The organism is Stenotrophomonas sp. Sm10, from assembly GCF_030985515.1.
Classification (GTDB): domain Bacteria; phylum Pseudomonadota; class Gammaproteobacteria; order Xanthomonadales; family Xanthomonadaceae; genus Stenotrophomonas; species Stenotrophomonas hibiscicola.
The window spans coordinates 23,744-49,127 of sequence record NZ_JAPTFO010000029.1 but is presented as its reverse complement, the minus strand read 5'-3'; the positions used below and the strand labels follow the sequence as shown (position 1 = coordinate 49,127).

Genomic DNA, 25,384 nt, shown 5'->3' with positions numbered 1-25,384 from the left:
GTGCAGGACACGCCGTAAACCCATCCCTGGGGGCTCGATGGCGCCATCCATGGCGCCAACGGTCCTGCACAGCCACACCGCCCCACCCTCGACAGTGTCCCGATGACGGTCGGTAGATCCACGCCATGCGTGGATGAATCTCTTTCAGATATCGAATCAATTCGGGGTCCGATACCTTTTTCTGGGGGAAAAGGGTGTGACCGCAAGCGCCATTCCGGCAGATCGCGGACATCTGTCGAAGGCGGGGTGGGTCCGGTTGCGGGGGCGTGAGCCGCATGGATGCGGCGACCGAGCTTACATGGACGTACTTGCAGCGGCCCCCGCAACCGGACCCACCCCGCCATCCCACGGAATGCACGCTGTTGCTGTTGCTGTTGCTGTTGCTTCGGCAGGTGCAGGGCTGCAAGCCCTGCCGAACACCCCCCTACTTTGCCTGCTCGCAGAACTTCTGCCGGTACTCGAGTGCCTTCGGCATCAACGCCTGCAGGTTCTGGATACGGGTACCCGGGTTCGGGTGAGTCGACGCGAACTCCGGCGGTGACTGGCCACCACTGGCCTGGCCCATGCGCTGCCACAGCGGCACCGCCTCGCGCGGGTCGAAGCACGCCGCCGCAGCCAGCATCAGTCCCACTTCATCGGCCTGCGTCTCGTGGCTGCGCGCATAGGGCAGCAGATACCCGTAGCCCATCGCCGACATCATCATCTGTTGCTGCTGCGCATCCATGCCGCTGGCGGCGCCGGCCATCTGCCCGATCTGGGTCAGCTTCTGCTGCGCCATCCGCTGCGCACCGTGGCGCAGCAGCGCATGGGCAATCTCGTGGCCCATCACCACCGCCATCGCGTCGCGCGTGCGCGCCACCGGCACCAGGCCGGTATAGACCGCCATCTTGCCACCAGGCAGGCAGAATGCGTTGGCCTGTTCAGATGGGATCACGTTGACTTCCCACTGGAAATCACGCGCGAAATGCGCCGGCTGAACGCCGTGCTCCTGCGCCAGTGCAGTCTCCACCACATCAACCTTGGCAATCAGGCGCTGGGCGATGTCGCGCACATCGCGCGCGATCGGCGCGTTGGAGTCCATCGGCGGCTCCTCCGAGAGGATCTGCTGGTAGGCCTGCAGGCCCAAGGCGGTCTCCTGGCGGGCGTCCAGGCTGCTGTCAATCATCACCTTCTCGCCAGTGTAGGGGTCCACCGTGCGATTGGAAAACCAGTAGAAGAGCGCATAGCCGGCGGCCAGCAACAGCACCCACCAGCGGATGTTGCCAAACAGGCCGCGACGCTGCGGGCCTTGGGGCGAGCGGGAAAAGGGATCATTGCGCATCAGGGGTCGTCCAGCAGGCCCCGCCGGCCGGCGGGCACGGCGCAATCTTAGTGCGCGGGCGCCAGCAGCGGGTGAAGCCCGGTGCCGCTCAGATGCCCCGCACCAGGCGGAAACCGATGCGCGCGCTGGTGGTGTCCGAATCCTGCGACTGCCGCCACGCCGCACGGGTCTGCTCCGGCGCGTTGGCCCAGTTGCCCCCGCGGATCACCCGTGCGCGGCAGCCCGGGTTGAACCAGGCCGCGCCATCGGAGGGCGCGCGCCGGTAGCTGGCATGCCAGCAATCGGCCACCCACTCGCTGAGATTGCCCGCCATGTCGTGCAGGCCGAAGGCATTGGCCTGGAAACTGGCCACCGGCGCGGGCCCCCACCAGCCATCGCCATAGCCGATGAAGGCGTTGTGCCAGTGCCGTCCCGATGGCGAGACATCCTTGCTGCCAGTGAAGTTGCCAGCGCCGGGCGGCGGCGTGCCGGCGGCGCCCCACGGATAGCGGCCACTGCTGCCGGCGCGCAGCGCGTATTCGAACTCGGCCTCGCTGGGCAACCGGTAGCTGCGCCCGGTCTGCTCGGACAACCACGCCGCATAGTTTTCGGCATCGCGGATACTGACATGCATCACCGGCAAATTGGCCATCGCGAGGCCACCGTCGTAGTCCGAACGCCAGTCCACGCCGCTGCGGCGGATGAAGTTGCCGCTGCGTTCGTCATAGACCACCGAATGGCCGCGACGGGTCGCACGCGGGCGCGCGTTGGTCGCCTTCACGTAGCGCTGGAAATCGCTGACCGTGACCTCAGTGATCGCCATCGCGAAGCCTCGATCAAAGCGTACATAATGCGATGGCCGCTCGGCATCGCTGGCGCCCGGCTCGGCATCACCGGCCCCCATCTGGAAGCCGCCGTGCGGGACCACCACCATCTGCGGCCCGCGCCCGCCATCGCGCATGGCATCGCTGAATACCTGCCCCGGGCGGAAGCTGCCGTAGTGCGTGGCCAGGTCAATGCGCTCACGCAGCTGGGCCACCACCGGGTCTCCCGGCAGGGCGATGCGCAGGGCCTCGGCCAGCTTCTCGCGTGCCGGCTTCAGGCCCTGCGGCGTGGACAGGTCGCGCAGGCCGTCATCGCGCAGCTGCAGCAACACCGCCGCACGGATCTGCTCGATGCGCTCGAACGCGTCGGCAATGGTCGGCGATGAGTCGCGCACCTTGCTGGCTTCGGCCAACCAAGTGCCCGCGCTGGCGAAATCGCGCGCGCGTGCAGCATCTTCGGCGCGGCGGATCAGCCCGCTTTCGGCTGCGGCCAGTCCCTGCCGCGCACGGCTGTTGTTCCCATCCAGTGCCAGTGCCTCGCGGAAGTTGCCAATAGCCCCGTCCCCGTCTTCGCCGATCCGGTCCGAGCGCAGGTCCTCTTCACCGGCGCGGTTGTAAGCGACCACCCGCTGGGCAAGCTCCACCCGACCCTGCAGTGCGCGCACCTTCCCGTCCTTCGGCGCCAGCGTCAGCAGAACCAGCGCCTGGCGGCTGGCCTCGGCCAGCGCCTCGCGCTGCCTGAGCGGCCGCACCAGCAGCGCATCCGCCTGCTGCTGCAGCCGCTGGCGGGCACGCTGCAGGCCTTGGCGGGCCTGGCGGTCATCCGGATCCTCTTCCTGTACCGCCAGCCACAGTGGAATGGCGGCATCGGCATCCTCGTACAGCCGGCCCTCGTTGAAGGCCTGTCCGGCCGCGCGGCGCAACTGCGCCAGGCTTCGCCCCTGTCGGTCCACCCGCGGCGGCGTCCATTGCTGCACATCCTCGGCGGCATCCTCGCCGGCGATGGTCACGCTGCCCTGCCCGGCCTGTGGACGCTCGTCGCTGTCTGTGTTCGCAGACAGGCGCGTCCCTTCCCCGGCACTGGGGTCCACTGCCGTGGGGGGCGACGGCGTGCAGCCGGCCAGGGCCACGGCCACGGCGGTGCACAGCACGGACGACAGCGGAAAACGCAAGCAGGATCTCCTTCGGCAGGGACGCGCACCGACGTTAGGCTATTCTCCCCTGCCTGAGCAAACCCGAGTAGTAGGCCCTGACCCGTGGCAACCTGGATCACCACCCCCGCCGAGCTGGATGCGTACTTCCAGCAGCGTCCGGCCCGCATCGGCCTGGACACCGAATTCATCCGTGAACGCACCTTCTGGCCGCAGTTGGCTTTGGTGCAGATGGCGGTCGGGCAGGACATCCTGCTGATCGATCCGCTGATTCCCGGCATGACCGAGGCGCTGGCGCCCTGGCTGGCCGATGAATCGATCACCAAGGTGATGCACAGCGCCAGCGAAGACCTGGTCGCCTTCAAGTGGGCGTGCGGCGTGCTGCCGCGACCGCTGTTCGACACACAGATCGGCGCCTCGCTGGCCGGCATTGGTGGCGGCATGGGCTACCAGAAGCTGGTCGCGGAAATCACCGGCGTGGCGCTGGCCAAGGGCGAAACCCGCTCGGACTGGATGCGCCGTCCGCTCTCGGAGTCGCAACTGCAATACGCCGCCGACGACGTCGAGCATCTGTTCGCGCTGCATGACGCCATTGATGCCAAGTTGCAGGCGCTGGGCCGCCAACAGTGGCTGCACGACGACGGCGAGCGCCTGCTGGCCAGCGTCGCCAATGACGAGGACCGCTGGCCACATCTGGCGATGCGCTCAGCGCAGTTTCTCGATGCTCCCGCGCAGCGCCGCCTGCTGCGCCTGCTGCGCTGGCGTGATGTGCAGGCACGCAGCAGCGACCGCCCGCGCAGCTGGATCCTGGACAACGAACTGGCCGCCACGCTGGCACGCACGCCACCGGCCGATGCCGCCGCGCTGACCACGCTGTTTGAACAGTTCCCGAAGGCACCGCGCAAGCTGGCAGGCGCGGTGTGGCAGGCGCTGGACACGCCGCTGGCCGATGAGGCCGAGGCACCGCTGGCGTTGCCCGCCAACGACACCAACAAGCAGGCACTGAAGAGGCTGCAGGACGCCGTTGCCGAGCGCAGCCGCGAGCTGGGCCTGCCGGATGGCGTGCTGGCCTCGCGCAAGCATCTGGAAAGCTACCTGGAGCGCCGCCAATGGCCGGCCGCTCTGGCCGGCTGGCGCCAGCAGGAACTGGAGTCGCGGCTGCAGGCGCTGCTGCCGGCACGCTGAAGCGCCGAGCACGGCGCCGGATTGCGGTCCGGCTACCGTCGAAGGCCACGAAAAAGGGCGACCCGGATCACCGGGCCGCCCTTTGCATTCCAGCAGTGCGATGGCGGGAAGACCCGCCACCGTGGCAACGCCTTACCAGTTCATGTTCAGCGAGACACCCACGGTGCGCGGTTCGTTGTAGACCGCCGCCATGTAGTTCTCGATCACACCCTTGAGGTTCTTCTCGTTGGTGATGTTGCGCGCGAACAGCGCAACTTCGTAGGCACCGTAGTTGCCCGAGTAGCCGATCTTCAGGCCACCTTCGAAGTCACCCTTGGAGTTGAACTCCTTGCTGTCGTACAGCACGAAGCTGGTGTAACCCTGCTTGTTCCAGTCGGTGGACACGAACATGGTGCCAGCGTCGCTGACCGGGAAGTCGTAGCGGGCAGCCAGGTTCACGTTGTACTTCGGTGCGTTCGGCAGCGGGTTGCCGTCGATCTGCGCGAAGGTGTTGGCGCCGACCTTGATGGTCGGGTCATTCACCGTGCACACCACCTGGCCGTTGAGGCCGCAGACCTGTGCGTAGACGCGCTGGTCCTTGATTTCGCTGTGCAGCAGGCTCAGGCCGGCGCTCAAGGTCAGGTTCGGGATCGGGCGCAGCTCCATGTCTGCTTCGAAACCATAGGCCCTGGCCTTGTCGGCGTTGAACAGCACGCCGTTGCCGTCCGAATCGTTGCCGTTGAGCTGGATGTCGTTGACGGTGTAGGTGAACGCGGTGGCGTTCAAGCGCAGGCGGTTGTCCCACAGGCTGCTCTTCACGCCCGCTTCCCAGGACAGGATGGTCTCGGAATCGGCGGTGGTGAAGTCGGCATTGAACACCGCCGAGCGGCCCTGGATGGTCGGGCCGCGGAAGCCGCGGGCGACCTTGGCATAGACGCTCACGTCCGGCGTGATCTGATACATCGCGCTCAGATCCCAGCTCGGGGTGGTGTCGGACATCTTGACGTCGGTGCGGCCCTTGTAGGTGACCACGCCGGCAGCGGTGTCGGCGGTCTTCAGCAGGCGGGTGTGCTTCTCGTCCCTGGTCTGGCGCAGGCCGGCGGTGACGGTGAACTTGTCGGTGAAGGCGTAGCTCAGCTGGCCGAAACCGGCCCACGAGGTGTTCTTGTTGCGCAGGCGCACCCAGTTGTTCGGGTTGCGTGCCGCGCCCTGCAGGAACCAGGCGCGCTGGTAGAAGTCGGTGGTGTCGCTGCCGTTGAAGTAGAACGCACCGGCCTGCCACTGCAGCGCGCTGTCGTCATGGCTGGCCAGGCGGAATTCCTGGGTCCACTGGTCCAGGTCGCGGATGCGGCCCATCGACTGGCCGTAGCCGTTCGGCACGCCGTTCACCGGGAAGTTCACCGCAGCGCCGCCGTCGGTGTCGCCACGGCTGTAGCCGGAGGTGGTTTCGTAGGCGGTGATCGAGGTGAAGTCGATCGCGCCGAAGTCGTAACGTGCCTTCACCGAGCCGCCGTAGGTCTTGTAGGCCTGCGGATTGTTGTCGGCTTCGTCGTAGGCAACCTTGTCGCGCGGCACGTTGGTCTTGTTCGAGCCCTTGGTCAGCGCACCGCGCAGGAACAGGGTCGAGGTACCTTCGTAATCACGAGCATGGGCCGAGGCCAGGATCGAGAACTGGTCGCTCGGGGTCAGCAGCAGCTGCGCGCGCACGTTGCGGTCATCGAAGCCGCCCATGGCGTTCTTCTTCGGGCTGACCGTGCCGTCGGCGCTCGGGCCCCTGTAGGTGTTGTCGACGTAGTCGTCGCGGTGCTGGTACAGGGCCGACACGCGGAACGAGGCGATGTCGTTGATCGGGCCGCCGAAGCCGCCGTCGATCGACACGCTGTTGTAGGTGGCGTAGCTGGCGCTGACGCGGCCGGTGTAGTCCTGGGTCGGCTTCAGGGTGTCGAACTTGACGATGCCGGCGGTGGTGTTGCGGCCGAACAGCGAGCCCTGCGGGCCGCGCAGCACTTCCACCTGGTCTACGTCATAGACCGGGTTGGACTTCAGCACCACGTGCTCCAGCACCACGTCGTCCTGGATGATCGAGACCGGCTGCGAGGCACCCAGGTAGAAGTCGATGTTGCCCAGGCCGCGGATGTAGAAGCGCGGGAAGATACGGCCGGTGGTGGTTTCCGCATACAGGCTCGGCACGCGGCCGGACAGCGCCAGCAGGGTGTCGTCGCCGCCAGCGGTGAAGTCGCGCATGCGCTCGCCCTGCACCACGCCGACCGAAACCGGCACTTCCTGCAGGTTCTGCTCACGGTGTTCGGCGGTCACGGTGATCGTGTCCAGGCCGGTCGGGGTCGGCGCGCTGTCCTGCGCGGCGGCGCCGAAGCTGCCGACCAGGGCCAGACCGGCACAGGCCAGTGCCAGCGGGTGGCGGCGGAAGGAAACAAGGGAAGACGACAGACCCGACAGGCGGCGGGAATCGGTATGGGAGGGCATGCAATGCTCTGAGGAGGCGTCCGAGCGGCCTGCGCGGGCCGGGCGGCAAAAAGGAGGAAAACTGCGCAAGCGGCCATTATCCCCCAAATTGTTACGATTTCGTTGCGCAGCACCCAAACCCGGCGAAACAAGCGCTTCCGGCACAGTTACAGGGCATTCCGCACGCCCTGAAGGCTTGACTCAGGGCAGCGGGGTCAACGCGACATCGACCATCGCCAGCAGGCGCTCGCGGCTGATGCCGTCACGCGCCTGCACCGAGATGCCATGCAGCACCGTGGCGAAGTGGTCGCCCAGCGCCTGCACCGCCGCGTCGTCGGCCAGCTCCCCCTCGGCCTGCGCCTGCTGCAGCCGCGCGATGATCGCCGCCGTGCGCTGGCGACGATGACTGGCCAGCCAGTCCCGCACGCCTTCGCCATCGGGCGACACGCTGCTGGCCGAGGACACCACCAGGCAACCATGCGGGCGCCCGCGACGGGTGTAGGTCATCACCGCCTCGCGCAGCATCGAACCGATCGCCTCACGCAATGTTGCCTGCTCCAGCGCGCGCGGCGCGAAACCGCCCTCGCCTTCTTCGTACAGCGCCACGGCTTCGCGGAACAACTGCTCCTTGCTGCCGAACGCGGCGTAGATGCGTGCAGAGGCAATGCCCAGTGCTTCGACCAGTGCCGACATCGACGTGCCTTCATAGCCGTGCTGCCAGAACAGCAGCATCGCCTTGCGCAACGCCTGGTCCCTGTCGAATTCGCGCGGTCGCCCTGCCATCTGCCTGCCTGCTCCAGTGAGGCGCGCAGTGTAACGCGGGTGTTGACCATCGCGAGAGTCGCGCCTATTCTTTGTCGACCGACAAATAATTGGAGCAACACATGCAGACCCTCAAGGGCCCCAGCCTGCACCTGGCGCAGTTCGCCGGCGACCAGGCCCCGTTCAACTCACTTGCCAGCATTGCCGCGTGGGCCGCCGGCCACGGTTTCAAGGCGCTGCAGATTCCCGCGTGGGATGCACGCCTGTTCGACCTGGCCACCGCCGCCGACAGCCAGGACTACTGCGACGACATCCGTGGCACCCTGGCCGAGCACGGCCTGCAGGTCAGTGAGCTGACCACCCACATCCTCGGCCAGCTGGTGGCCGTGCATCCGGCCTACGATGAACTCTGCGATGGCTTCGCGCCGGAAGCACTGCGCGGCAATCCGCAGGCCCGCACGGAATGGGCACAGCAGCAGCTGCACCTGGCCGCTCGCGCCTCGCGCCGTCTTGGGTTGCAGGACATGGGCACCTTCTCCGGCTCGTTCGCCTGGCCCTACCTGTTCCCGTTCCCGCAGCGCCCGCCGGGCCTGGTCGATGCCGCGTTCGATGAACTGGCGCGACGCTGGCGACCGATCCTCGACACCTGCGAGGACAACGGCATCAACCTCTGCTACGAGATCCATCCCAGCGAAGACCTGCACGACGGCACCAGCTTCGAGCGCTTCTTCGAGCGCGTCGGCCAGCACGAGCGCTGCCGCATCCTGTTTGATCCCAGCCACTTCGTGCTGCAGCAGCTGGACTATCTGGAGTATCTGGACATCTACCACCCACTGATCCGCATGTTCCACGTCAAGGATGCGGAGTTCCGCCCCAGCGGCCGCCAGGGCATCTATGGCGGTTATGCCGACTGGACCCAGCGCGCAGGTCGCTTCCGCTCGCTGGGCGATGGGCAGGTCGACTTCAAGTCGATCTTCTCCAAGCTGGCGCAGTACGACTACCAGGGCTGGGCAACGCTGGAATGGGAGTGCTGCCTGAAGGACCAGGAAGCTGGCGCGCGCGAAGGCGCCGCGTTCATCCGCGACCACATCATTCCGGTCACCGACAAGATCTTCGACGACTTCGCCGGTGCACCGATCAGCACCGCACAGATGCAGCAGATGCTCGGCATTGCCTGAGCCCCAACGGAGCATTCCCCCATGACCACCTTCCTTTCCGCCGGCGCTGCCGGCGACGCTTCGCTGCGCCACCACTACCTGCGCATCGACGGCCAGCGCGTGCATTGCGTGTCCGCGGGTCACGGTGAACCCGTATTGCTGATTCCCGGCTGGCCGCAGACCTGGTACGCCTGGCGCCATGTGCTGCACGCCCTGGCCGAAGCCGGCTTCGAAGCCATCGCGGTCGATCCGCCGGGCATCGGCGAATCCGATCGCCCCAGCCACGGCTACGACACCGGCAGTGCCGCCGCCGTCCTGCACCAGACCATGCGGGCGCTGGGCCACGAGCGCTACCAGGTAGTCGGACATGACATCGGTATGTGGATTGCCTATGCACTGGCCAGCGACCAGCCGCAGGCCGTGCGCCAGCTGGCGGTCACCGAAGCGGTGATTCCCGGCCTCGCGCCGGAACCCGGCATTTTCGCCGCACCGGCCGACAACATCTTCCTCTGGCACTTCATGTTCAACCAGGTCGCGGACCTGCCCGAAGCACTGATCAGTGGCCGCGAACGCGCCTACCTGGAGTTCATGTTCGACCGCTGGTCGTACCGCCGTGACGCGGTGGCTGCCGACACCTACATCGCCGCCTACAGCCGCCCCGGCGCACTGCGGGCAGGCTTCGCCTGGTACCGCGCGATTCCGGAGACCATCCGCCAGAACAAGCTGCGCGCGCAGCGCCGGCTGCCGATGCCGGTGCTCGCGATCGGCGCCGAACACGCCACCGCCGATGCGCCGATGCTGACCCTGCAACCGCATGCCGATGATGTGCGCGGCAGCATCGTGCCGGGCTGCGGCCACTTCATCATGGAAGAAGCGCCCCAGGCGTTCCTCGAACAGTTGTTGCCGTTCCTGCAGGAGGCACGCCATGCTGCTTGAGCCGGCACTGCAGCAGTTCGTTGACGCCGTCGCGGCCCATCCGCTGCCGGAGGACCTGCGCGAACTGCGCGCGATCAGCGAGAACGCGCTGCCACAGCTGCAGGGCGCGCCCCAGCCGGTAGCACATGTGGTCGAACACACCGTGATCGCTCGCGACGGGCAGGCGCTGGAGCTCCGCCTCTACACGCCGCAAGGACTGTCCCATGGGCCCGCGCCGGCCCTGCTGTTCGCTCATGGGGGTGGCTGGTTCCAGTGTTCGCTGGCGGTCTATGACGGTCCTTGCCGTGCGCTGGCCAATGCCAGCGGCTGCGTGGTCGCCGCCGTGGGCTACCGGCTGGCGCCGGAGCACCCGTTCCCAGTGCCGCTGTACGACATCGCTGACGCCTGGCAGTGGCTGCAGGACCACGCCGAGCGCCTCGGGCTGGACCCGCAGCGATTGGCGATCGGCGGCGACAGCGCCGGTGGCAATCTGGCCACCGCCTGCTGCCTGCTGCTGCGCGATCTCGGCCTGCCGCAACCGTGCCACCAACTGCTGCTGTATCCGGCGCTGGATGCCGGCATGGACAGCGATTCCTACCGCGACTACGCCGCTGGCTACTACCTCAGCGCCGAACTGATGCAGCGCTGCTGGCAGGCCTATCTGGGGGATCTGGCCGAGCCGCCGGCGCTGGCTTCGCCGGCCCACGCAACCGACCTGAAGGGGCTGGCGCCCGCCTCCGTGCTCAGCTGTGAGCACGACCCGCTGCGCGACGAGGCCGAATACTACGCGCGACGCCTGCAGGCCGAGGGTATCGCCTGCACGCTGGAGCAACTGCCCGGGATGATCCATGCCTGCATGCACCTGCAGGCGGTGAGCACCGCCACTGCAGTGGCGGTACAACGCGCGGGCAATCTGCTGCGCCACGCCTTGGCCTGAAACGGCCCGGGACGGCGGTGGATCCCGTCCCTGCCCCGTCCCGGCCGGGCGCTTGGCAAGCGCGGCAGGCGGCGCTACACTGAAAGCCTGCCGTGGGGCCATAGCTCAGCTGGGAGAGCGCGTCGTTCGCAATGACGAGGTCAGGAGTTCGATCCTCCTTGGCTCCACCACTCTTCAGAAGAACCCGCAGATCGCCATGATCTGCGGGTTTTTTCTTTTCAGCGCCTCCGGCTCAGGCCGGCTCCTGGTCTCCATCCTTGCGTTGCGGGCCGCGCGAGTGCGTATCACGCACCTGTTGATCGCGCTGCCCCGGCCGCTGCTTGGCCACATCGTCCTGCTTCCTGTCCTGGCGGCTTTCCTGGATGCCCTGCTTCGGGTCCTGATCCCTGCTTTGCTCGTTCATCGAAAACTCCCTCGCCGGCAGCAGGCCAGCGCTGCCACCACGCTAGAGGTTGCCGGGTGAGCCGCAGGTCAGTCCCGCGCCAACATCCTGTGCAGGAAGCGGCTTGCCGCCACCGCCCCGCCCAGCCAGAATGCGGGGCACCACGCTCACCGGTGTGCCATGCCCTCCTCTGCCCAGCACGCAGCCCACGCGTTGCCGATGCTCCTCAATGCGACCGACGGCAGCATCCAGCTCGGCATCCTGCCAGCATTGATCGGCCCCACCTTGTTACTGGACGAAGCGCGTGCCGCCTTTGCCCCGCTGGTCCGAGGGGAGCGCGATGTCGGCACCGGCTATCGCTGGCTCAGCCTGCACCGGCTCAGCCTGGGCGGTGTGCCCGCTGGCATCAGCCTGTGCTTCCACGGGCAACAGCTCGACATGGTGACGATCGGCGTCGATCTGCCTGGTGCGACACTGGAAGACGGCTGGCCGACCCAGGCCGCGATCGATGCCGAAGTCGCTTTCATGCGGCGCACCTTGGCCACGGCACTGGGGCGCAAACTGGCAGGTGGCCGCGCCCGGTTCGACTGGGGCGAAGCCTGGGCCGGTTTCGATCCGAAGGGCTTCATGGCCAGCAGCGGCATCCGCTACGCGCCACGCTCCTGACCCCGCTCAGGTACGTGTGATCGACACCCCACCTTCCACACGCATCGCGGTTCCGGTAACGAAACTGCTTTCATCGCTGGCCAGGAACAGCGCCGCGTTGGCGATCTCCTCCGGCTCGGCCATGCGCTTCAATGCGTGCAGCGCGCGCACGAAGTCGCGGGCATCGCCGGTGGGTGCGGCCTGCCGCCCCATCTCGGTATCGGTACCACCGGGCAGCAGCACATTGCTGCGTACGCCGCGCGCACCGTATTCGGCGGCGATCACCTGGCTCAGGCCGATCAGCCCGGCCTTGCTCGACGCATAGGCCGCCATGCCCGGGAAGCCCACGGTGTGACCGACGAAAGTGCCAACGAACACCAGCGAGCCGCCGCCGCGCGCCAGCAGTGCCGGCAACTGCGCACGTGCGGCATGGAACGCGGCATCCAGATTGGTGGCCATCACTTCACGCCAAGCGTCCACCGGGAACTCCGCTGCCGGCACGCCCGGCCCGAGCATGCCAGCATTGTTGAGCGCGATGTCCAGGCCGCCGAAGGACTGCTGGGCCAGATCGACCAGCGCTTGTGCCGTGCCCGGGTCAGCCACGTCAGCGGCATGCGCCACGGCTTCGCCACCGGCGGCGCGAATCTGCTCGACCAGCGCCTGCAGCGGCTCCGGCCGCCGTGCGTTGAGCACCAGCTTCGCCCCTTCGGCGGCGAAGCGCAGCGCGCTGGCGCGGCCAATGCCAGCGCTGGCACCGGTGATGAGAGCGATCTTGTTGTTCAGGCGCATGGTCGTGGTGCCGGTTGTGAAGTGGCCGCCACGATGCCGCGCCTTCGGCCTGCCAACACTCCGTTTCCGGGCCTGGCCCGTCGGTGCAGGAAACGGAGTTTCCGCAGAACCGGCGCGTGCCAGAATCCGGCCATGGACAGTACCGCCACCACCGCCCTCGATGCCCGCGTCGAACGGGTCTGCCGCCACCTGCAGACCAGCCTCGACGAACCCTCACTGCAGGAACTGGCCGACATCGCCGGCTGCAGCCCGACCCGGCTGCACCGCCTGTTCAAGCAGGCCACAGGGTTGACCCCCAAGCAGTACGCTGCCGCGCTGCGCGCCGACCGCCTGCGCACCGGGCTTGAACAGCAGGAACGCATCACCGATGCCTTCCATGATGCCGGCTTCGGTTCCAGTGGGCGCTTCTACGAGAACGCACCGAAGTTGCTGGGCATGACGCCCAAGCAATGGCGCGCAGGTGGTCGCGGCGAAGTCATCCACTTCGCGCTTGCCGAAAGTTCACTGGGCAGCGTGCTGGTGGCCAGCAGTGCCACCGGCGTGGTCGCGATACTGCTCGGCGACGATCCGGAGACGCTGCTGCAGTCATTGCAGCAACGCTTCCGCCAGGCCGAACTGATTGGCGCCGACCAGGGCTATGAGCAACTGGTGGCGCAGGTCGTGGGCCTGGTCGAGGATCCTTCGCGGGGCGCCACGCTGCCGCTGGATATCCGCGGCACCGCATTCCAGCAACGGGTGTGGCAGGCCTTGCAGCAGATCCCACGTGGCCAGACCGCCTCGTATGCCGACATCGCCGCGCGCATCGGCGCGCCGCGATCAAGCCGTGCGGTGGCTCGCGCCTGCGCCAGCAATCCACTGGCGGTGGCCGTCCCTTGCCACCGCGTCGTACGTCGCGATGGGGACCTGTCCGGCTATGCGTGGGGCGTAGCGCGCAAGCGCGAACTGCTGCGCCGGGAAAAGGCCTCGACTGCCTGACGTGGGTGCCGACCTTGGTCGGCACGCCCAGCTTCCGGTAGGTGCCGACCTTGGTTGGCACACCGCCAAGCCCTCAATCCAGCTTCACCACCAGCTTGCCGAAGTTGTGCCCCTTCAACAGCCCGAAGAACGCCTCCGGCGCATTCTCCAGCCCTTCCACCACATCCTCGCGGTACTGGATGCGGCCTTCGCGCAGCCACTGCGGCATCTCGCGTTCGAAGTCCGGCCACAGGTGGTTGAAGTCGTGCACGATGAAACCGCGCACGGTCAGGCGCTGGCGCAGAATCTGGCTGAACAGTGCGGGCAACCGGTCCGGACCGGGCTGCTCGACGCCGCGCTCGTTGTAGGTGGCGATGGTGCCGCACACTGGAACGCGGGCGAAGTCGTTGAGCAGCGGCAGCACTGCATCCAGCACGTGCCCGCCCACGTTCTCGAAATACACGTCGATACCCGCAGGAACCGCTGCGCGCAGCTGCGCGGCGAAATCAGCGGCGCGATGATCCAGCGCCACGTCCACCCCCAACGTCTGCAGGTAAGCGCGCTTGGCTTCGCCACCGGCGATGGCGACCACGCGCGCGCCCTGCAACTTGGCCAGCTGCGCCACGGTCGCGCCCACCGGCCCGGTCGCGGCAGCCACCACCAACGTCTCGCCCGGCTTCAGACGGGCGATTTCATGCAGGCTGGAATAGGCGGTGAAGCCGGGCATGCCATATACCCCCAGCGCCGTACTCAGCGGCAGCCCGGCCGGATCCAGCCGGCGCCCCAGTGCCTTGGCCGGCAGCACCGCGTGGGTCTGCCAGCCACCCGGTGCCAGCACCAGCTCACCTGTGGCTACGCCCTCGGCGTTCGACTGCAACTCCTCGGCCACGGTCTGCCCTTCCATCACCGCGCCCACCGCCACCGGCGCGGCGTACGACGGGCCCTCGTCCATGCGTCCACGCATGTACGGGTCAAGCGACAGATAGCGGTTGCGCAGCAGTACCTCGCCGTCCGCCGGTACCGGCAGCGCTGCCTGCTCCAGGCGGAAGTTGGCCGCAGTGGGCGCTCCCTGCGGACGCGACGCAAGCACGATGCGGGAGGTGATCGAGGAATCGGACATGGCCAAGTCTCTGCTGTTGCCAGCATTGGGAAAGGAGTACCGACACTACGCCGCAGCCATCCCCGATGGCGCCCACGAAAACAGCGTTCCATCGCCAAGCTTGGCCTTGGCCGCGTGCAGCCCTTGCCGGCGCAGCTTTGCCGATCACCGTGGCCCGCTGAATTCCGCCGCAGGCGATGATCACCGCGTCGCGGCGCCGATGAACCGGCACTCAGGGCACTGCCCTCTGCCCCGTGACGGAGGATCAAGCACTTGCATCCACGCAGACGGCAATGTGAAGGTTTTTTGCCAAAATGCTTGCCGTAGGCGGCCGACCTCCGTAATATGCGCGTCCTTGGCAGCGACCTCGCTGCAATGAACTACGTGGCCGAGTAGCTCAGTTGGTAGAGCAGGGGATTGAAAATCCCCGTGTCGGCGGTTCGATTCCGTCCTCGGCCACCACGTTTTGAGAGCCTGCAGAAATGCAGGTCTTTTTTTCCGGGAATCGCGATTGATTGCGGTTGCCACACAATTTGGCCGAGTAGCTCAGTTGGTAGAGCAGGGGATTGAAAATCCCCGTGTCGGCGGTTCGATTCCGTCTTCGGCCACCATCTTCAGAGACCTGCAGAAATGCAGGTCTTTTTTTTTTGCGTGACCGTGCCTGCCGGCTCTGTAGTACTGTCCTTGGTCCACTGTATGGAGCACTGATGACATGGATGACGCACCTTCTCTACCCCAACTGCAGCAATCGCTGCGACGCCTGCACTGGCTGGTTGCCGGGCTGTCCATGTTGTTGCTGGGCCTGGCCGCAGTCACGGCCTGGCTGCTTTCGCAGCGCGATGCCCCATTACACGTCGATCATTTGAGCACGCGGCAGCTGCAGGTACTCGACGAGCACGGCGTGGTGCGGGTGGAGATTGGCCAGGACAGCGCAGAAGACGGGCGACGAAGCCGCGCCGCGGGCATCCTGATTTTCGATGCTTCCGGCGCCGAGCGAGGCGGCCTGAGTACATTCGAGGACGACAGCGTCGCTCTTGCCCTGGATGCCCCGAAGGGACAGGGCGAGGACCGGTGGCGGGACCGGGCCGGACTCCGTGTGGACGCCGACGGCTCCGCGCAACTGCTGCTCACCGACAATCTGACCCGCGGCGCAGTACGCCTGCATTCCAAGGGAACCGGCGGCGGAGGGCTGGACACCTTCAAATGGGATATGAGCAGCGGCATGCTGCATACGCGAACGCTTACTTTTGACGGCGACGAGCGCAGTCAACGCCCGTTCGAGCAGTAGTTGCAAAAGTCGGCGGCAATGGTTGCCGGCGCATGGAACCTTTACACGTGGCCTTGGCCGCTCGCCTAAGCTCAGGACTCCTGAACGGAGTACGCCGATGCCTCTGCGCCCTGCCCTGCTCGCATTCCTGCTGCTCGCCACCTGCCCGGCCTTGGCCGCCGAGCCGGTGCGCGCGGTCGACGCGCTGGATATTGACCGCTACGCCGGCCAGTGGCACGAGATTGCGCATCTTCCTGTTTCGTTCCAGAAGCAATGCGTGGGCGATATCACCGCCAACTACGGGCTGCGCCGCGATGGCCGCATCAGCGTTACCAATGCCTGCCGCAACGGCGACGGAGAACGCGTGGTTGCTGAAGGCGTGGCGCGCCCGGTTGCCGGCCATCCCGGCCAGTTGCAGGTGCGCTTCGTGCCGGACTGGCTGAGCTGGGTGCCGCTGGTCTGGGCCGACTACTGGGTCCTGGCCCTGGACCCGGACTATCAGTGGGCGTTGGTCGGTGAACCGGACCGCAAGTACCTGTGGATTCTCTCGCGCCTGCCGGAAATGGATCGCGCCCGGTTCGAACAGCTGAAAGAAAAAGCCGAAGCCATGGGCTACGACCTCGGCCCACTGCGCCTGATGGCCCCGATCCGCGATACACCCACCGACTGAACCTCCCCGCATCCGGCGCACCACGCGCGCGCCATCCGGCGCCGCGCACGCCCGGCCGCCATCTTCACGCGCTACCCTCTGCGACGGGTCGCCACAGGCGATCCAAACGACCATACGCCATAGTATGCTTATCCAACGCACCCCTTCAGAGGAACTGCGCCCATGCTCCACCGTTTCCGTATCGCCTTGATCGTCCTGTGCACCCTCGCCCTTGTTGCCTGCAACAACGGCATCGTCAAGCGTGTTTCGGAACCGGCGGCCAGCCTCCAGCAGCTGACCGTGCGCGCCGACGGCAACTGGACCGTGGCCCTGCGCCTGCAGAACTACAGCTCCATGCCCATGACCTTCGATGACGTCGCGCTGGCGCTGACCGTCGGCGACAGCGACGCCGGCACCCTGCAGGCCAAGCCGGGCATCTCCATTGGCGGCACCTCAGCCGATGTCATCAATGTTGACCTCGTGCCCAGCTCGGCCGCACGCCTGGTGGTGGCCGACGCGCTGGCCAGCAACCGCACCCTGGCTTACGGCCTGAAGGGAACGGTGGCGGCCACGCCGCAGGAAAAGAAGCAGCGCAGCTTCGATATCAGCAGCCGCAGCACCCTCAACCAGGCGCCCGGCCTGCCGGGCGTGCTGCGCTGATTTCCACCTTCCGTCGCGGCGCCTGGCGCCACTCTCCCCTGCCCTGATCAAACCGAGACGTACCGATGAGCAGCTACACCGCCCCGCTTTCCGACCTCCGTTTCGCCCTGCACGACGTGCTCAAGGTCGAACCCCTGTTCGCCCGCCTGGGCTTCACCGACGCCACCGCCGACGTGGTCGATGCCGTGCTGGAGGAAGCCGGCCGCTTCAGCGCTACCGTGCTGGCCCCGCTCAACAGCGTCGGCGACGAGATCGGCTGCGTGCTCGACCAGGCCACCGGTGAAGTGACCACCCCGCCCGGCTTCAAGCAGGCCTACGACCAGTTCGTCGATGGCGGCTGGACCGGCCTGACCGCCTCGCCGGAACTGGGTGGGCAGGGCCTGCCGCACACCCTGGGCGTGCCGCTCAACGAAATGATCAACGCCGCCAACCTGGCGTGGGGCAACTTCCCGCTGCTCTCGCACGGCGCCATCGAAGCGCTGAAGCAGCACGGCGAAGCCTGGCAGCACGAGGCCTTCCTCAAGCCGCTGATCGAAGGCCGCTGGACCGGCACCATGTGCCTGACCGAACCGCACTGCGGCACCGACCTGGGCCTGCTGAAGACCAAGGCCGAGCCGAATGCCGATGGCAGCTACGCGATCACCGGCACCAAGATCTTCATCACCGCCGGCGAGCACGACCTGACCGGCAACATCGTGCACCTGGTGCTGGCCAAGCTGCCCGACGCCCCTCCGGGCGCCAAGGGCATCTCGCTGTTCGTCACCCCCAAGTTCAAGGTCGACCGCGAAGGTAACGTCGGCGAGCGCAACGCACTGCGCTGCGGCTCGATCGAGCACAAGATGGGCATCAAGGGGTCGGTCACCTGCGTGATGAACTTCGATGGCGCACAGGGCTACCTGGTCGGCCAGCCGCACAAGGGCCTGCAGGCGATGTTCACCATGATGAACACCGCGCGCCTGGGCGTTGGCCTGCAGGGCATCGGCCTGTCCGAGCGCGCCTACCAGAACGCACTGAAGTACAGCCGTGAGCGCCTGCAGTCGCGCGCCCTGAGTGGCGCCAGGTTCCCGGACAAGCCGGCCGACCCGATCCTGGTCCACCCGGATGTGCGACGCATGCTGCTGACGGTGAAGTCGCTGGTCGAAGGCAGCCGCCTGTTGGCGCTGCACGCTGCCACCCTGATCGACATTGCCCACCATGCCGGGGATGCCGCCGAGCGCGAGCGCGCCGACACCCTGGTGAGCTTCCTCACGCCCATCTCGAAGGCCTGCCAGACCGAATGGGGCATCGAGAACACCTACAACGCCCTGCAGTGCTTCGGTGGCCACGGCTACATCCGCGAGCACGGCATGGAACAGCTGGCCCGCGATGCGCGCATCACCACGCTGTATGAAGGCACCACCGGCATCCAGGCGCTGGACCTGATCGGCCGCAAGACCGCCTCCAGCCAGGGCGCCGGCCTGAAGCTGATGCTGGCCGAGATCGAAGCCTTCGCCAAGGAACACGAGGGCAACGAAGCGCTGGCCGAGTTCATTGGCCCGCTGCGCGCCAAGGCCGCCGAATGGGGCAAGCTGACCCTGGACGTGCTGCAGCGCGCGGCCGCCAACCCGGACGAACTGGGTGCGGCCAGCTACGACTACCTGTTCTATTCGGGATACGTGGTGCTGGCCTACTGGTGGGCCCGCAGCGTGGCCGCCGCCGATGCCAGCGCGCACGGCGCCGCCTTCGCCCAGGGCAAGCGCGAGACCGCGCGGTTCTACTTCGCCCGCGTGCTGCCGCGCACGCTCAGCCATGCCGCCGCCATCCAGGCCGGCGCCGCCCCGCTGATGGCGATGGACGACGAGCGCTTCGGCGCCTGAGCCGGGCTGCCGCCCGGCACCCGCGGTAGTGCCGGCCGCTGGCCGGCAACCGCAAAGCAACAGCTGGATCCCGGTGGATGGCGGGGCGGTGTGGGCTGGCAGGACACGCCGTAAACCCCGCTCCGCGGTCCGGCCCAGCCGCTGGCGGCTGGGCGTTCGGGCGCTTGCGAAGCAGTGCTTCGCAAGCAAAGCGCCCTCACCCCTGGGGGCTCGATGGCGCCTTGCTCGTGTGCGCTGTCCTGCGCACACGGCAAGACCGGGGTTGGGGCGTCCTGCCCAACCCGCCCGAGGCATGCCTCGGGCCCATGGCGCCAACGGTCCTGCCAACCCACACCTCCCCGCCTCTGACAGTTCCCCGCGATCTGCGTAGATCCACGTCATGCGTGGATGAAAACCACCGAAATCCATCTGGAGAAAAGCCCCCCTTTGTTAAGGGGGGCGCGCCGATGGCGCAGGGGATAGGAGGAATGCGTGGGCATCCCAACCCGCCATCGGCGGGCTGGGATGCGGAATGCGCGGACCTGAATCTTGCGATTTGGGTTTCGCCCACAGGGCGATACCCAAATCGCAATGATTCAGGTATAAGCTGTTCTCCCGATGGAGACAGACACTACACGCTTGGGTCTGATCGAAGCCGGAGCTCCGCTTTCTGCTCCGGGCGCCGAAGCATCGCCCAACGCCACGACGCTGCATCGCCCCGGTTCGGTCCGGCTGCTCTCGCTTGATGCCCACGGACGCGTACTGGACTGGATCACCTGGCAGGACGCAGCCTGCCTCTACGCCCGCGAAGCGGTTGCCTGGACGCTGGGCGATCCCTGCCTGCACATCCACGGCGGTACCAACCGCTTCAGCGGCCTGCAGAGCGGCATGGACCTGCACCCGATCATTGCCGCCCGCGGCCACGCCCGCTCCCGCGCGATCGATCCGACACCGAACCTGACCAACCCGGCCCTGTTCGCCCGCGACGCCCATCTGTGCATGTACTGCGGCCAGCAGTTCAACCGCCCCACGCTCACCCGCGACCACGTCGTGCCGCTGTCCAAGGGCGGCCTGGATTGCTGGGAAAACGTGGTCACCGCCTGCTTCCACTGCAATTCGCGCAAGAGCGACCGCACCCCGCAGCAGGCCGGCATGCCCCTGCTGGCAGTCCCCTACCGGCCCAGCTGGATCGAGCACCTGATCCTGTCCAACCGCAACATCCTGGCCGACCAGATGGCCTTCCTGAAGGCGCAATTGCCCAAGCGGTCGAAACTGAGCACCTGAACGCCTGAAAAAATGCAACCCTCACCGTCCTGTCACGGGCGGCGGCGTTTGCTTGCCCCACCCCCGTTTGAGGGCGAAAATGGGCGTTCAGAAAAAGTGCGAACATGATGATCGACTCTGCCCGCTATCCCCGCCTCGCGCGCATCCAGACTCCGGATGACCTTCGCACGTTCGACGAATCCGAATTGAGGGCGGTCGCCGACGAACTGCGCGCCTACCTCATCGAATCGGTGGGCAAGAGCGGCGGCCACTTCGCCGCCGGCCTGGGCGTGATCGAGCTCACCGTGGCCCTGCACTACCTCTACCAGACTCCGGTCGATCAGCTGGTCTGGGACGTGGGTCACCAGACCTACCCGCACAAGATCCTGACTGGCCGCCGCGACGAGATCCATACCGTCAAGCAGAAGGACGGCGTCGCGCCGTTCCCGAAGCGCGAGGAAAGCGAGTACGACACCTTCGGCGTCGGGCACTCCTCGACCTCGATCTCGGCGGCACTGGGCATGGCCATCGCCCGCCAGTCCGAAGGCGACGACCGCAAGATCGTGGCCGTGATCGGTGACGGCGCGATGACCGCCGGCATGGCGTTCGAAGCGCTGATGCATGCCGGCGGCATGGAGCCGGAACCGAACCTGCTGGTGATCCTCAACGACAACAACATGTCGATCTCCGAGGCGGTCGGCGGCCTGACCAAGATGCTCGGCCGTGCTACCGGCAGCCGCACGCTCAATGCGCTGCGCGAAAGCGGCAAGAAGATACTCGGTGACAAGAAGAACAACCCGGCGCGCTTCGTGAAGCGCTGGGAAGAACACTGGAAGGGCATGTTCGTGCCGTCCACGATGTTCGAGGAAATGGGTTTCCACTACACCGGCCCGATCGACGGCCACGACATGCCCGCCCTGCTGTCCACGCTGAAGACGCTGCGCGCCTCCAAGGGCCCGAAGCTGCTGCACGTGATGACGACAAAGGGCAAGGGCTACGAGCCGGCTGAAGGCGATCAGATCGGCTACCACGCGGTGGGTCCGTTCGATCCGGACAAGGGCCTGGTGGCCAAGGCCGGTGCCAAGAAGCCGACCTACACCGATGTGTTCAGCGACTGGCTGTGCGATGCCGCCGCCGCCGAACCGCGCCTGTACGGCATCACCCCCGCGATGCGCGAAGGCTCCGGCCTGGTGCGTTTCAGCAAGGAATACCCGCAGCGCTACTTCGACGTGGCCATTGCCGAACAGCACGCGGTCACCCTCGCCGCCGGCATGGCGACCCAGGGGGGCAAGCCGGTGGTGGCGATCTACTCGACCTTCCTGCAGCGCGCGTACGACCAGTTGGTGCATGACGTGGCCATCCAGGACCTGGATGTGCTGTTCGCGATCGACCGCGCCGGCGTGGTCGGCCCGGACGGCGCGACCCATGCCGGCAACCTCGACCTGAGCTTCCTGCGTTGCGTGCCGAACATGGTGGTGATGGCCCCCTCCAACGAAGCAGAATGTCGGCAGATGCTCAGCACCGGCCTGCAGCACCCCGGCCCGGCAGCCGTGCGTTATCCGCGTGGCACCGGCACCGGCGTGGCTGCCGGCACCGACCTGTCCACCCTGCCGATCGGCAAGGGCGAGCTGCGCCTGCAGGGCAGCCGCATCGCCCTGCTGGCCTTCGGCAGCACGGTGGCCGCCGCCGAGCAGGTCGGCCGCGAACTGGGCCTGAGCGTGGTCAACATGCGTTTCATCAAGCCGCTGGACCGCGAGCTGTTGCTGGCTGTGGCCACCCAGCACGAGGGCCTGGTGACGATCGAAGACAACGTGGTGGCCGGTGGCGCCGGCTCCGGCGTCGGTGAGCTGCTCAACGCCGAAGGCGTGCTGCGCCCCATCCTGCACCTGGGCCTGCCCGACAGCTACCAGCACCACGCCAGCCGTGAAGACCTGCTGGCCGAAGCCGGTATCGATGCCGCGGGCATCCGCGCGGCGGTACTCAAGCGCTGGCCGCAGCTGGCCGCCGGCACACCGCCGCTCAGCGCGGCCGGCTGAGGCCGATTGCCAATCCGTGGATCCACGCATGGCGTGGATCTACTGCGGAACAGAGGCGCAGACCCACGCCAGATGCAAAGTAGATCGACGCCATGCGTGGATAGCGGGGTCCCAGAACCGGATCTGGCCGGAAGCCCCAACCCTCAGCCGTAGCTGACCGCTTCCACGAAGGCGCCGCTGGCTTCCACCCGCACCGCAGCGCGCTGCCCGGTGTCGACGAAGTGGAGACGTGCAAGGGTCTCGGCGAAATCATAGGCTCTGGCACCGTCGCGGAACTCGATCGGTTCGGGCCGGTCCGGGTGCAGCACGCGCCATTGGCGTTGCTCGCATTGCAGGCGGATCAACATGCAGCTCACTCCTTGAGGCAGCGTATCGACGGTGGCGGGATGGGCGTGCCGGTTACGGCAGACTTCATCGCGACGGATCAGGGGCACACAGGGGTGCCCTGATTCGCAGAAGATACGACGTTCAAAATGTGAGCTGTATCAGATTATTCTGATTTTCGAGGGGCGCGCTCAATTCACCTGGAACTGCGCCCGGCAGCCGTCGCTGACCCAGATGCCACGGCGGTCCCAGCCCCAGGTCTGGCCTTCGATGCAGGCACTGCGTGAATCCTGGCGGACCAGGCGCACGCCACGGCGGATGCGGGCATCGCAGTATTCCTGGCGGTGACCGTTGGAATGGCAGGTGATCACCTCGCCCCCGCCCCAGCCATCGCCACCATTGCCCCAGCCGTTGCCATGGCCACCACCCCAGCCACCGCCGCGGCGGTACTCGCCGACGAACTCGGCACGGCAGCCCTGGGTGACCCAGACGCCGTAGCGCGATTGCCCCCAGGTCTCGCCTTCCACGCACGGCGAGCCGGACAACTGGCGGATCATCCGGGCACGGCCTTCCAGGCGGCATTCATTGCTGCGGTTCTTGATCGATTCGCAGCGTACGATGCCGCCGCCGTCGCGACCGCCATAGCGATCGTCGTCATAACCGTAGCCATAGCTCTGCGCCTGCGCGCCGCCTGCGGCGGCCAACATCGGCAGCAGCGTGCAGGCCAACGTGCGCCAGGTGAGTGCCTTGCCCATCGGAATCTCCACATGAATACGATGGCGCAAGCATCCGGGATTCGCGGCCCGGCGGACAGGGGGCGCCCCCAAGGCGGTTCTTTCCCCATTCAAACAGCTCAACCGTGGCTGACTGCACCTCGGCCGGGTGGTGTCAACGTCCGAAGTGGAGTGCGTCCACGGAATTGCCAAGCGCCTCGACCCGTACCGTGCTGCACTGGCCGGTGCGGCGGTGGTGCTCCTGGGCCCGCGCTGCGGCGACATCGAAGGCCTCGGCGCCCCGTGCATAACGGGTTGCGTCATGCGCCTGCGGGTCCAGTACGGACCAGTGCCGGGCATTGCATTGAACGGTAATGACCATTGGAGACTCCTGCGGAATGGGTCAAGCCGGCGACGGAAGGCCCTGAGCACCGGTACCCCATCAGGCTAGCGATCGCGTCCGGGATGGCCCATCAGATTTGTACGAAAATGCCGCGCCGCGCTGTCAGGGCCCCCGCCATCACATCCCTGAGGCCGTTTAGTGAGTCCCCTTTCGTGACCCTTGTCACGGAGTTGGCGGAGCTTCACACTACCGTCACCAACAGGGGCCCCTTCCACATGCGCACCTTCTTCTCGCAGCAGCGTTGGACGCTGCTGAAGTTCTACTTCGTGGCCAGCTACCTCGTGCTGATCGAGGAACTGATCCGCGCCGCCATGCACTGAGCGCTTGCTGCAGGGCTATTTGCGGCAGACACTGTCGCTTTAGGCACGGAGCCCGCCCGATGAAAGCGCTTCTTCTGATTCCAGCCCTGCTGGTGCTGTCCGCCTGTGCCAACCAGCATCAGGCCGCTGCGCGTGCCGATACGGCGGCCACTTCGCCTGCCACGCCGAAGATGGGTGGCGACCGCGATGCCCACGGTTGCATCGGTTCGGCCGGCTACCAGTGGTGCGAGCACAGCCAGCGTTGCGAACGTCCGTGGGAACTGGCGCAGGCACAGGGTCTGGCCAACACCGCCGAAGCCATCGATGCCTACTGCGCGAAGCCGGCCAGCCCGGCGCGCAAGTGAGTCGCGCCGCCCATGGCCGAGCTGAGTCCGCTACCCACCCTGGCCCCGGGCCGCTACCGCCACTTCAAGGGCGGCGAGTACGAAGTGCTCGACATCGTCCGCAGCAGTGAGACCCTGCAACCGATGGTGCTGTACCGCGCGCTGTATGGCGAAGGTGGCCTGTGGGTACGCCCGTACGCCATGTTCGTCGAGCAGGTGCCGGGCGAGCACGGACCGCAACCGCGTTTCGCCCGCATCGACGCATGATGGCTCCGCTGCCGGCCTTGGCCGGCAGCGCGCGGCAACGCGGTGGGCCTGCGCTACAGTCGTACCGTCCAGTCAGTTTCTTCCCGCCACGCCGGTATCCGCTCCTGTTCGCGCTGCAAGGCAGCCGACCGCGTGCGCCAATCACTGCTGCGGGCCACCATCGAAGTAGCCTGCCGTAATGGCTTGGCTGCTGGTGGATGAAGCCACCGGCGCGCTGATCGGCGATTTCGAAGCGCGGGCAACCCGATGGAACCAGCGCTGCCTGCGCTTGACGTCCTGGAAGCGTGCGATGCTGGCCGAATCCTGGCGACGCCAACGGTACGCGGCGCGCTGCACGCTGCCAATGGCTGCTGGGCCACGGCCTACCCGCTGGACGCGCAGGAACGTGCCAGCGCATTGACCATGGCCGAACAGGCGCTGAAACTGAGCGCAATGAGCTGGAGCGGTCAATGAATTCCTATCTCTACCTTGCCGCTGCCATCGTGCTGGAAGTGATTGCCACATCACTGCTGAAGGCGTCCGACGGCATGAGCCGGCTGGCGCCGACACTGGGCGCACTGGTCGGCTATGGACTGTGCTTCTACCTGTTGTCGATGACCATGAAGTCGATCCCGACCGGCATCGCCTACGCGATCTGGTCCGGCGTCGGCATCGTGCTGATCTCGCTGATCGGGCTGGTGGTGTTCAAGCAGCGCCTGGATGCACCCGCGCTGATCGGCATCGGCCTGATCTGCGCCGGTGTACTCGTGATCAACCTGTTTTCGCGCAGCAGCGCGCACTGA

The 25,384-nt window shown here is 66.8% G+C and carries 26 protein-coding genes and 3 tRNA genes; 19 read left to right on the top strand and 10 right to left on the bottom strand.

Annotated elements, in window-relative coordinates; all coding sequences use genetic code 11:
- Window positions 1-424: 424 nt before the first annotated feature.
- The gene (locus tag O0J15_RS10480; protein WP_019660530.1) at window positions 425-1,321 is read right to left on the bottom strand and encodes a M48 family metallopeptidase; all 897 of its coding nucleotides are present in this window, start codon (window positions 1,319-1,321) and stop codon (window positions 425-427) included.
- Between the two features lie 88 nt (window positions 1,322-1,409).
- Window positions 1,410-3,296 carry a formylglycine-generating enzyme family protein gene (locus tag O0J15_RS10475; RefSeq protein ID WP_308305611.1) on the bottom strand — a complete coding sequence of 629 codons (1,887 nt, stop codon included), beginning with the start codon at window positions 3,294-3,296 and terminating at the stop codon, window positions 1,410-1,412.
- Window positions 3,297-3,380: 84 nt separating this feature from the next.
- Between O0J15_RS10475 and rnd the strand changes: the two genes are divergently transcribed.
- Window positions 3,381-4,460, top strand: a complete 1,080-nt coding sequence (rnd, locus tag O0J15_RS10470; RefSeq protein ID WP_308305610.1) for a ribonuclease D — start codon at window positions 3,381-3,383, stop codon at window positions 4,458-4,460.
- Between the two features lie 132 nt (window positions 4,461-4,592).
- Here the strand turns inward: rnd and O0J15_RS10465 are convergent, their stop codons facing one another.
- Both O0J15_RS10465 and O0J15_RS10460 read right to left on the bottom strand, forming a co-directional pair.
- Window positions 4,593-6,923: a TonB-dependent receptor gene (locus tag O0J15_RS10465; RefSeq protein WP_308305609.1), complete on the bottom strand. Its 2,331-nt coding sequence runs from the start codon at window positions 6,921-6,923 to the stop codon at window positions 4,593-4,595.
- A gap of 180 nt (window positions 6,924-7,103) precedes the next feature.
- A complete protein-coding gene (locus O0J15_RS10460) occupies window positions 7,104-7,685 on the bottom strand; it encodes a TetR/AcrR family transcriptional regulator (RefSeq protein ID WP_010486565.1) in 582 nt (193 codons plus the stop codon).
- A 101-nt stretch (window positions 7,686-7,786) separates the two neighbouring features.
- Here O0J15_RS10460 and O0J15_RS10455 point away from each other — a divergent pair, with 101 nt between their 5' ends.
- From O0J15_RS10455 to O0J15_RS10440, 4 genes are all read left to right on the top strand, one after another.
- Window positions 7,787-8,842, top strand: a complete 1,056-nt coding sequence (locus tag O0J15_RS10455) for a sugar phosphate isomerase/epimerase (RefSeq protein WP_233653916.1) — start codon at window positions 7,787-7,789, stop codon at window positions 8,840-8,842.
- A 21-nt stretch (window positions 8,843-8,863) separates the two neighbouring features.
- Window positions 8,864-9,757: an alpha/beta fold hydrolase gene (locus O0J15_RS10450; RefSeq protein ID WP_155029880.1), complete on the top strand. Its 894-nt coding sequence runs from the start codon at window positions 8,864-8,866 to the stop codon at window positions 9,755-9,757.
- The gene (locus O0J15_RS10445; RefSeq protein ID WP_308305608.1) at window positions 9,747-10,673 is read left to right on the top strand and encodes an alpha/beta hydrolase; all 927 of its coding nucleotides are present in this window, start codon (window positions 9,747-9,749) and stop codon (window positions 10,671-10,673) included. Before O0J15_RS10450 ends, O0J15_RS10445 begins: the two co-directional genes overlap by 11 nt.
- Before the next feature lie 94 nt (window positions 10,674-10,767).
- A tRNA-Ala gene (locus O0J15_RS10440) sits at window positions 10,768-10,843 on the top strand.
- A gap of 62 nt (window positions 10,844-10,905) precedes the next feature.
- Here O0J15_RS10440 and O0J15_RS10435 read toward each other — a convergent pair.
- The gene (locus O0J15_RS10435; protein WP_019660537.1) at window positions 10,906-11,076 is read right to left on the bottom strand and encodes a hypothetical protein; all 171 of its coding nucleotides are present in this window, start codon (window positions 11,074-11,076) and stop codon (window positions 10,906-10,908) included.
- A gap of 159 nt (window positions 11,077-11,235) precedes the next feature.
- Between O0J15_RS10435 and O0J15_RS10430 the strand changes: the two genes are divergently transcribed.
- Window positions 11,236-11,721: a hypothetical protein gene (locus O0J15_RS10430; protein WP_308305607.1), complete on the top strand. Its 486-nt coding sequence runs from the start codon at window positions 11,236-11,238 to the stop codon at window positions 11,719-11,721.
- Window positions 11,722-11,727: 6 nt separating this feature from the next.
- Here the strand turns inward: O0J15_RS10430 and O0J15_RS10425 are convergent, their stop codons facing one another.
- Window positions 11,728-12,489: an SDR family oxidoreductase gene (locus O0J15_RS10425; RefSeq protein ID WP_134735705.1), complete on the bottom strand. Its 762-nt coding sequence runs from the start codon at window positions 12,487-12,489 to the stop codon at window positions 11,728-11,730.
- A 132-nt stretch (window positions 12,490-12,621) separates the two neighbouring features.
- On the opposite strand from O0J15_RS10425, the gene O0J15_RS10420 reads away from it, so the two are divergent.
- Window positions 12,622-13,464, top strand: coding sequence for a bifunctional transcriptional activator/DNA repair enzyme AdaA (locus O0J15_RS10420; protein WP_288041456.1), 843 nt, complete (start codon window positions 12,622-12,624; stop codon window positions 13,462-13,464).
- A gap of 73 nt (window positions 13,465-13,537) precedes the next feature.
- On the opposite strand, the gene O0J15_RS10415 is transcribed toward O0J15_RS10420, so the two are convergent.
- A complete protein-coding gene (locus O0J15_RS10415) occupies window positions 13,538-14,563 on the bottom strand; it encodes an NADP-dependent oxidoreductase (protein WP_308305606.1) in 1,026 nt (341 codons plus the stop codon).
- 365 nt (window positions 14,564-14,928) lie between these two features.
- On the opposite strand from O0J15_RS10415, the gene O0J15_RS10410 reads away from it, so the two are divergent.
- The 8 genes from O0J15_RS10410 to dxs all read left to right on the top strand — a co-directional run bounded on the left by O0J15_RS10410 (window position 14,929) and on the right by dxs (window position 22,252).
- A tRNA-Phe gene (locus tag O0J15_RS10410) sits at window positions 14,929-15,004 on the top strand.
- Between the two features lie 73 nt (window positions 15,005-15,077).
- Window positions 15,078-15,153 (top strand) — tRNA-Phe (locus O0J15_RS10405).
- Window positions 15,154-15,254: 101 nt separating this feature from the next.
- Complete coding sequence (locus O0J15_RS10400; protein WP_171952872.1) at window positions 15,255-15,830, top strand: hypothetical protein; 576 nt, start codon at window positions 15,255-15,257, stop codon at window positions 15,828-15,830.
- A gap of 97 nt (window positions 15,831-15,927) precedes the next feature.
- Window positions 15,928-16,479, top strand: a complete 552-nt coding sequence (locus O0J15_RS10395; RefSeq protein WP_308305605.1) for a lipocalin family protein — start codon at window positions 15,928-15,930, stop codon at window positions 16,477-16,479.
- Between the two features lie 162 nt (window positions 16,480-16,641).
- A complete protein-coding gene (locus tag O0J15_RS10390; RefSeq protein WP_010486516.1) occupies window positions 16,642-17,118 on the top strand; it encodes an LEA type 2 family protein in 477 nt (158 codons plus the stop codon).
- Between the two features lie 65 nt (window positions 17,119-17,183).
- Window positions 17,184-18,974: an acyl-CoA dehydrogenase C-terminal domain-containing protein gene (locus tag O0J15_RS10385; RefSeq protein WP_308305604.1), complete on the top strand. Its 1,791-nt coding sequence runs from the start codon at window positions 17,184-17,186 to the stop codon at window positions 18,972-18,974.
- Window positions 18,975-19,571: 597 nt separating this feature from the next.
- Window positions 19,572-20,237 (top strand): HNH endonuclease, encoded by a 666-nt coding sequence (locus O0J15_RS10380; RefSeq protein ID WP_019660544.1) that lies wholly within the window; start codon window positions 19,572-19,574, stop codon window positions 20,235-20,237.
- Window positions 20,238-20,344: 107 nt separating this feature from the next.
- Complete coding sequence (gene dxs / locus O0J15_RS10375) at window positions 20,345-22,252, top strand: 1-deoxy-D-xylulose-5-phosphate synthase (protein WP_308305603.1); 1,908 nt, start codon at window positions 20,345-20,347, stop codon at window positions 22,250-22,252.
- A gap of 143 nt (window positions 22,253-22,395) precedes the next feature.
- On the opposite strand, the gene O0J15_RS10370 is transcribed toward dxs, so the two are convergent.
- From O0J15_RS10370 to O0J15_RS10360, 3 genes are all read right to left on the bottom strand, one after another.
- Entirely contained in the window at window positions 22,396-22,599 is a 204-nt protein-coding gene (locus O0J15_RS10370; protein ID WP_005417823.1) for a hypothetical protein, read from the bottom strand.
- A 168-nt stretch (window positions 22,600-22,767) separates the two neighbouring features.
- The gene (locus O0J15_RS10365; protein WP_308305602.1) at window positions 22,768-23,331 is read right to left on the bottom strand and encodes a DUF3011 domain-containing protein; all 564 of its coding nucleotides are present in this window, start codon (window positions 23,329-23,331) and stop codon (window positions 22,768-22,770) included.
- A gap of 133 nt (window positions 23,332-23,464) precedes the next feature.
- On the bottom strand, window positions 23,465-23,671 hold the full coding sequence (locus tag O0J15_RS10360) for a hypothetical protein (protein WP_021202175.1): 207 nt from the start codon (window positions 23,669-23,671) through the stop codon (window positions 23,465-23,467).
- A 400-nt stretch (window positions 23,672-24,071) separates the two neighbouring features.
- Here O0J15_RS10360 and O0J15_RS10355 point away from each other — a divergent pair, with 400 nt between their 5' ends.
- The 4 genes from O0J15_RS10355 to O0J15_RS10340 all read left to right on the top strand — a co-directional run bounded on the left by O0J15_RS10355 (window position 24,072) and on the right by O0J15_RS10340 (window position 25,384).
- A complete protein-coding gene (locus O0J15_RS10355) occupies window positions 24,072-24,356 on the top strand; it encodes a hypothetical protein (RefSeq protein ID WP_308305601.1) in 285 nt (94 codons plus the stop codon).
- Between the two features lie 12 nt (window positions 24,357-24,368).
- Window positions 24,369-24,602, top strand: a complete 234-nt coding sequence (locus tag O0J15_RS10350; RefSeq protein ID WP_019660549.1) for a DUF1653 domain-containing protein — start codon at window positions 24,369-24,371, stop codon at window positions 24,600-24,602.
- 246 nt (window positions 24,603-24,848) lie between these two features.
- Window positions 24,849-25,055 carry a hypothetical protein gene (locus tag O0J15_RS10345; RefSeq protein WP_229301557.1) on the top strand — a complete coding sequence of 69 codons (207 nt, stop codon included), beginning with the start codon at window positions 24,849-24,851 and terminating at the stop codon, window positions 25,053-25,055.
- Window positions 25,052-25,384 carry an SMR family transporter gene (locus tag O0J15_RS10340; RefSeq protein WP_019660551.1) on the top strand — a complete coding sequence of 111 codons (333 nt, stop codon included), beginning with the start codon at window positions 25,052-25,054 and terminating at the stop codon, window positions 25,382-25,384. The genes O0J15_RS10345 and O0J15_RS10340 overlap by 4 nt, the downstream gene beginning before the upstream one ends.

Coding starts and splice junctions, on each gene's coding strand:
- O0J15_RS10455 (WP_233653916.1), top strand. CDS start 7,787: ATGCAGACCCTCAAGGGCCCCAGCCTGCACCTGGCGCAGTTCGCCGGC.
- O0J15_RS10480 (WP_019660530.1), bottom strand. CDS start 1,321: ATGCGCAATGATCCCTTTTCCCGCTCGCCCCAAGGCCCGCAGCGTCGC.
- O0J15_RS10425 (WP_134735705.1), bottom strand. CDS start 12,489: ATGCGCCTGAACAACAAGATCGCTCTCATCACCGGTGCCAGCGCTGGC.
- O0J15_RS10435 (WP_019660537.1), bottom strand. CDS start 11,076: ATGAACGAGCAAAGCAGGGATCAGGACCCGAAGCAGGGCATCCAGGAA.
- O0J15_RS10365 (WP_308305602.1), bottom strand. CDS start 23,331: ATGGGCAAGGCACTCACCTGGCGCACGTTGGCCTGCACGCTGCTGCCG.
- O0J15_RS10385 (WP_308305604.1), top strand. CDS start 17,184: ATGAGCAGCTACACCGCCCCGCTTTCCGACCTCCGTTTCGCCCTGCAC.
- O0J15_RS10345 (WP_229301557.1), top strand. CDS start 24,849: ATGGAACCAGCGCTGCCTGCGCTTGACGTCCTGGAAGCGTGCGATGCT.
- O0J15_RS10360 (WP_021202175.1), bottom strand. CDS start 23,671: ATGGTCATTACCGTTCAATGCAATGCCCGGCACTGGTCCGTACTGGAC.
- O0J15_RS10340 (WP_019660551.1), top strand. CDS start 25,052: ATGAATTCCTATCTCTACCTTGCCGCTGCCATCGTGCTGGAAGTGATT.
- O0J15_RS10450 (WP_155029880.1), top strand. CDS start 8,864: ATGACCACCTTCCTTTCCGCCGGCGCTGCCGGCGACGCTTCGCTGCGC.
- O0J15_RS10460 (WP_010486565.1), bottom strand. CDS start 7,685: ATGGCAGGGCGACCGCGCGAATTCGACAGGGACCAGGCGTTGCGCAAG.
- O0J15_RS10390 (WP_010486516.1), top strand. CDS start 16,642: ATGCTCCACCGTTTCCGTATCGCCTTGATCGTCCTGTGCACCCTCGCC.
- O0J15_RS10420 (WP_288041456.1), top strand. CDS start 12,622: ATGGACAGTACCGCCACCACCGCCCTCGATGCCCGCGTCGAACGGGTC.
- O0J15_RS10445 (WP_308305608.1), top strand. CDS start 9,747: ATGCTGCTTGAGCCGGCACTGCAGCAGTTCGTTGACGCCGTCGCGGCC.
- O0J15_RS10395 (WP_308305605.1), top strand. CDS start 15,928: ATGCCTCTGCGCCCTGCCCTGCTCGCATTCCTGCTGCTCGCCACCTGC.
- O0J15_RS10465 (WP_308305609.1), bottom strand. CDS start 6,923: ATGCCCTCCCATACCGATTCCCGCCGCCTGTCGGGTCTGTCGTCTTCC.
- dxs (WP_308305603.1), top strand. CDS start 20,345: ATGATCGACTCTGCCCGCTATCCCCGCCTCGCGCGCATCCAGACTCCG.
- O0J15_RS10350 (WP_019660549.1), top strand. CDS start 24,369: ATGGCCGAGCTGAGTCCGCTACCCACCCTGGCCCCGGGCCGCTACCGC.
- O0J15_RS10370 (WP_005417823.1), bottom strand. CDS start 22,599: ATGTTGATCCGCCTGCAATGCGAGCAACGCCAATGGCGCGTGCTGCAC.
- O0J15_RS10400 (WP_171952872.1), top strand. CDS start 15,255: ATGGATGACGCACCTTCTCTACCCCAACTGCAGCAATCGCTGCGACGC.
- O0J15_RS10355 (WP_308305601.1), top strand. CDS start 24,072: ATGAAAGCGCTTCTTCTGATTCCAGCCCTGCTGGTGCTGTCCGCCTGT.
- O0J15_RS10380 (WP_019660544.1), top strand. CDS start 19,572: ATGGAGACAGACACTACACGCTTGGGTCTGATCGAAGCCGGAGCTCCG.
- O0J15_RS10415 (WP_308305606.1), bottom strand. CDS start 14,563: ATGTCCGATTCCTCGATCACCTCCCGCATCGTGCTTGCGTCGCGTCCG.
- O0J15_RS10430 (WP_308305607.1), top strand. CDS start 11,236: ATGCCCTCCTCTGCCCAGCACGCAGCCCACGCGTTGCCGATGCTCCTC.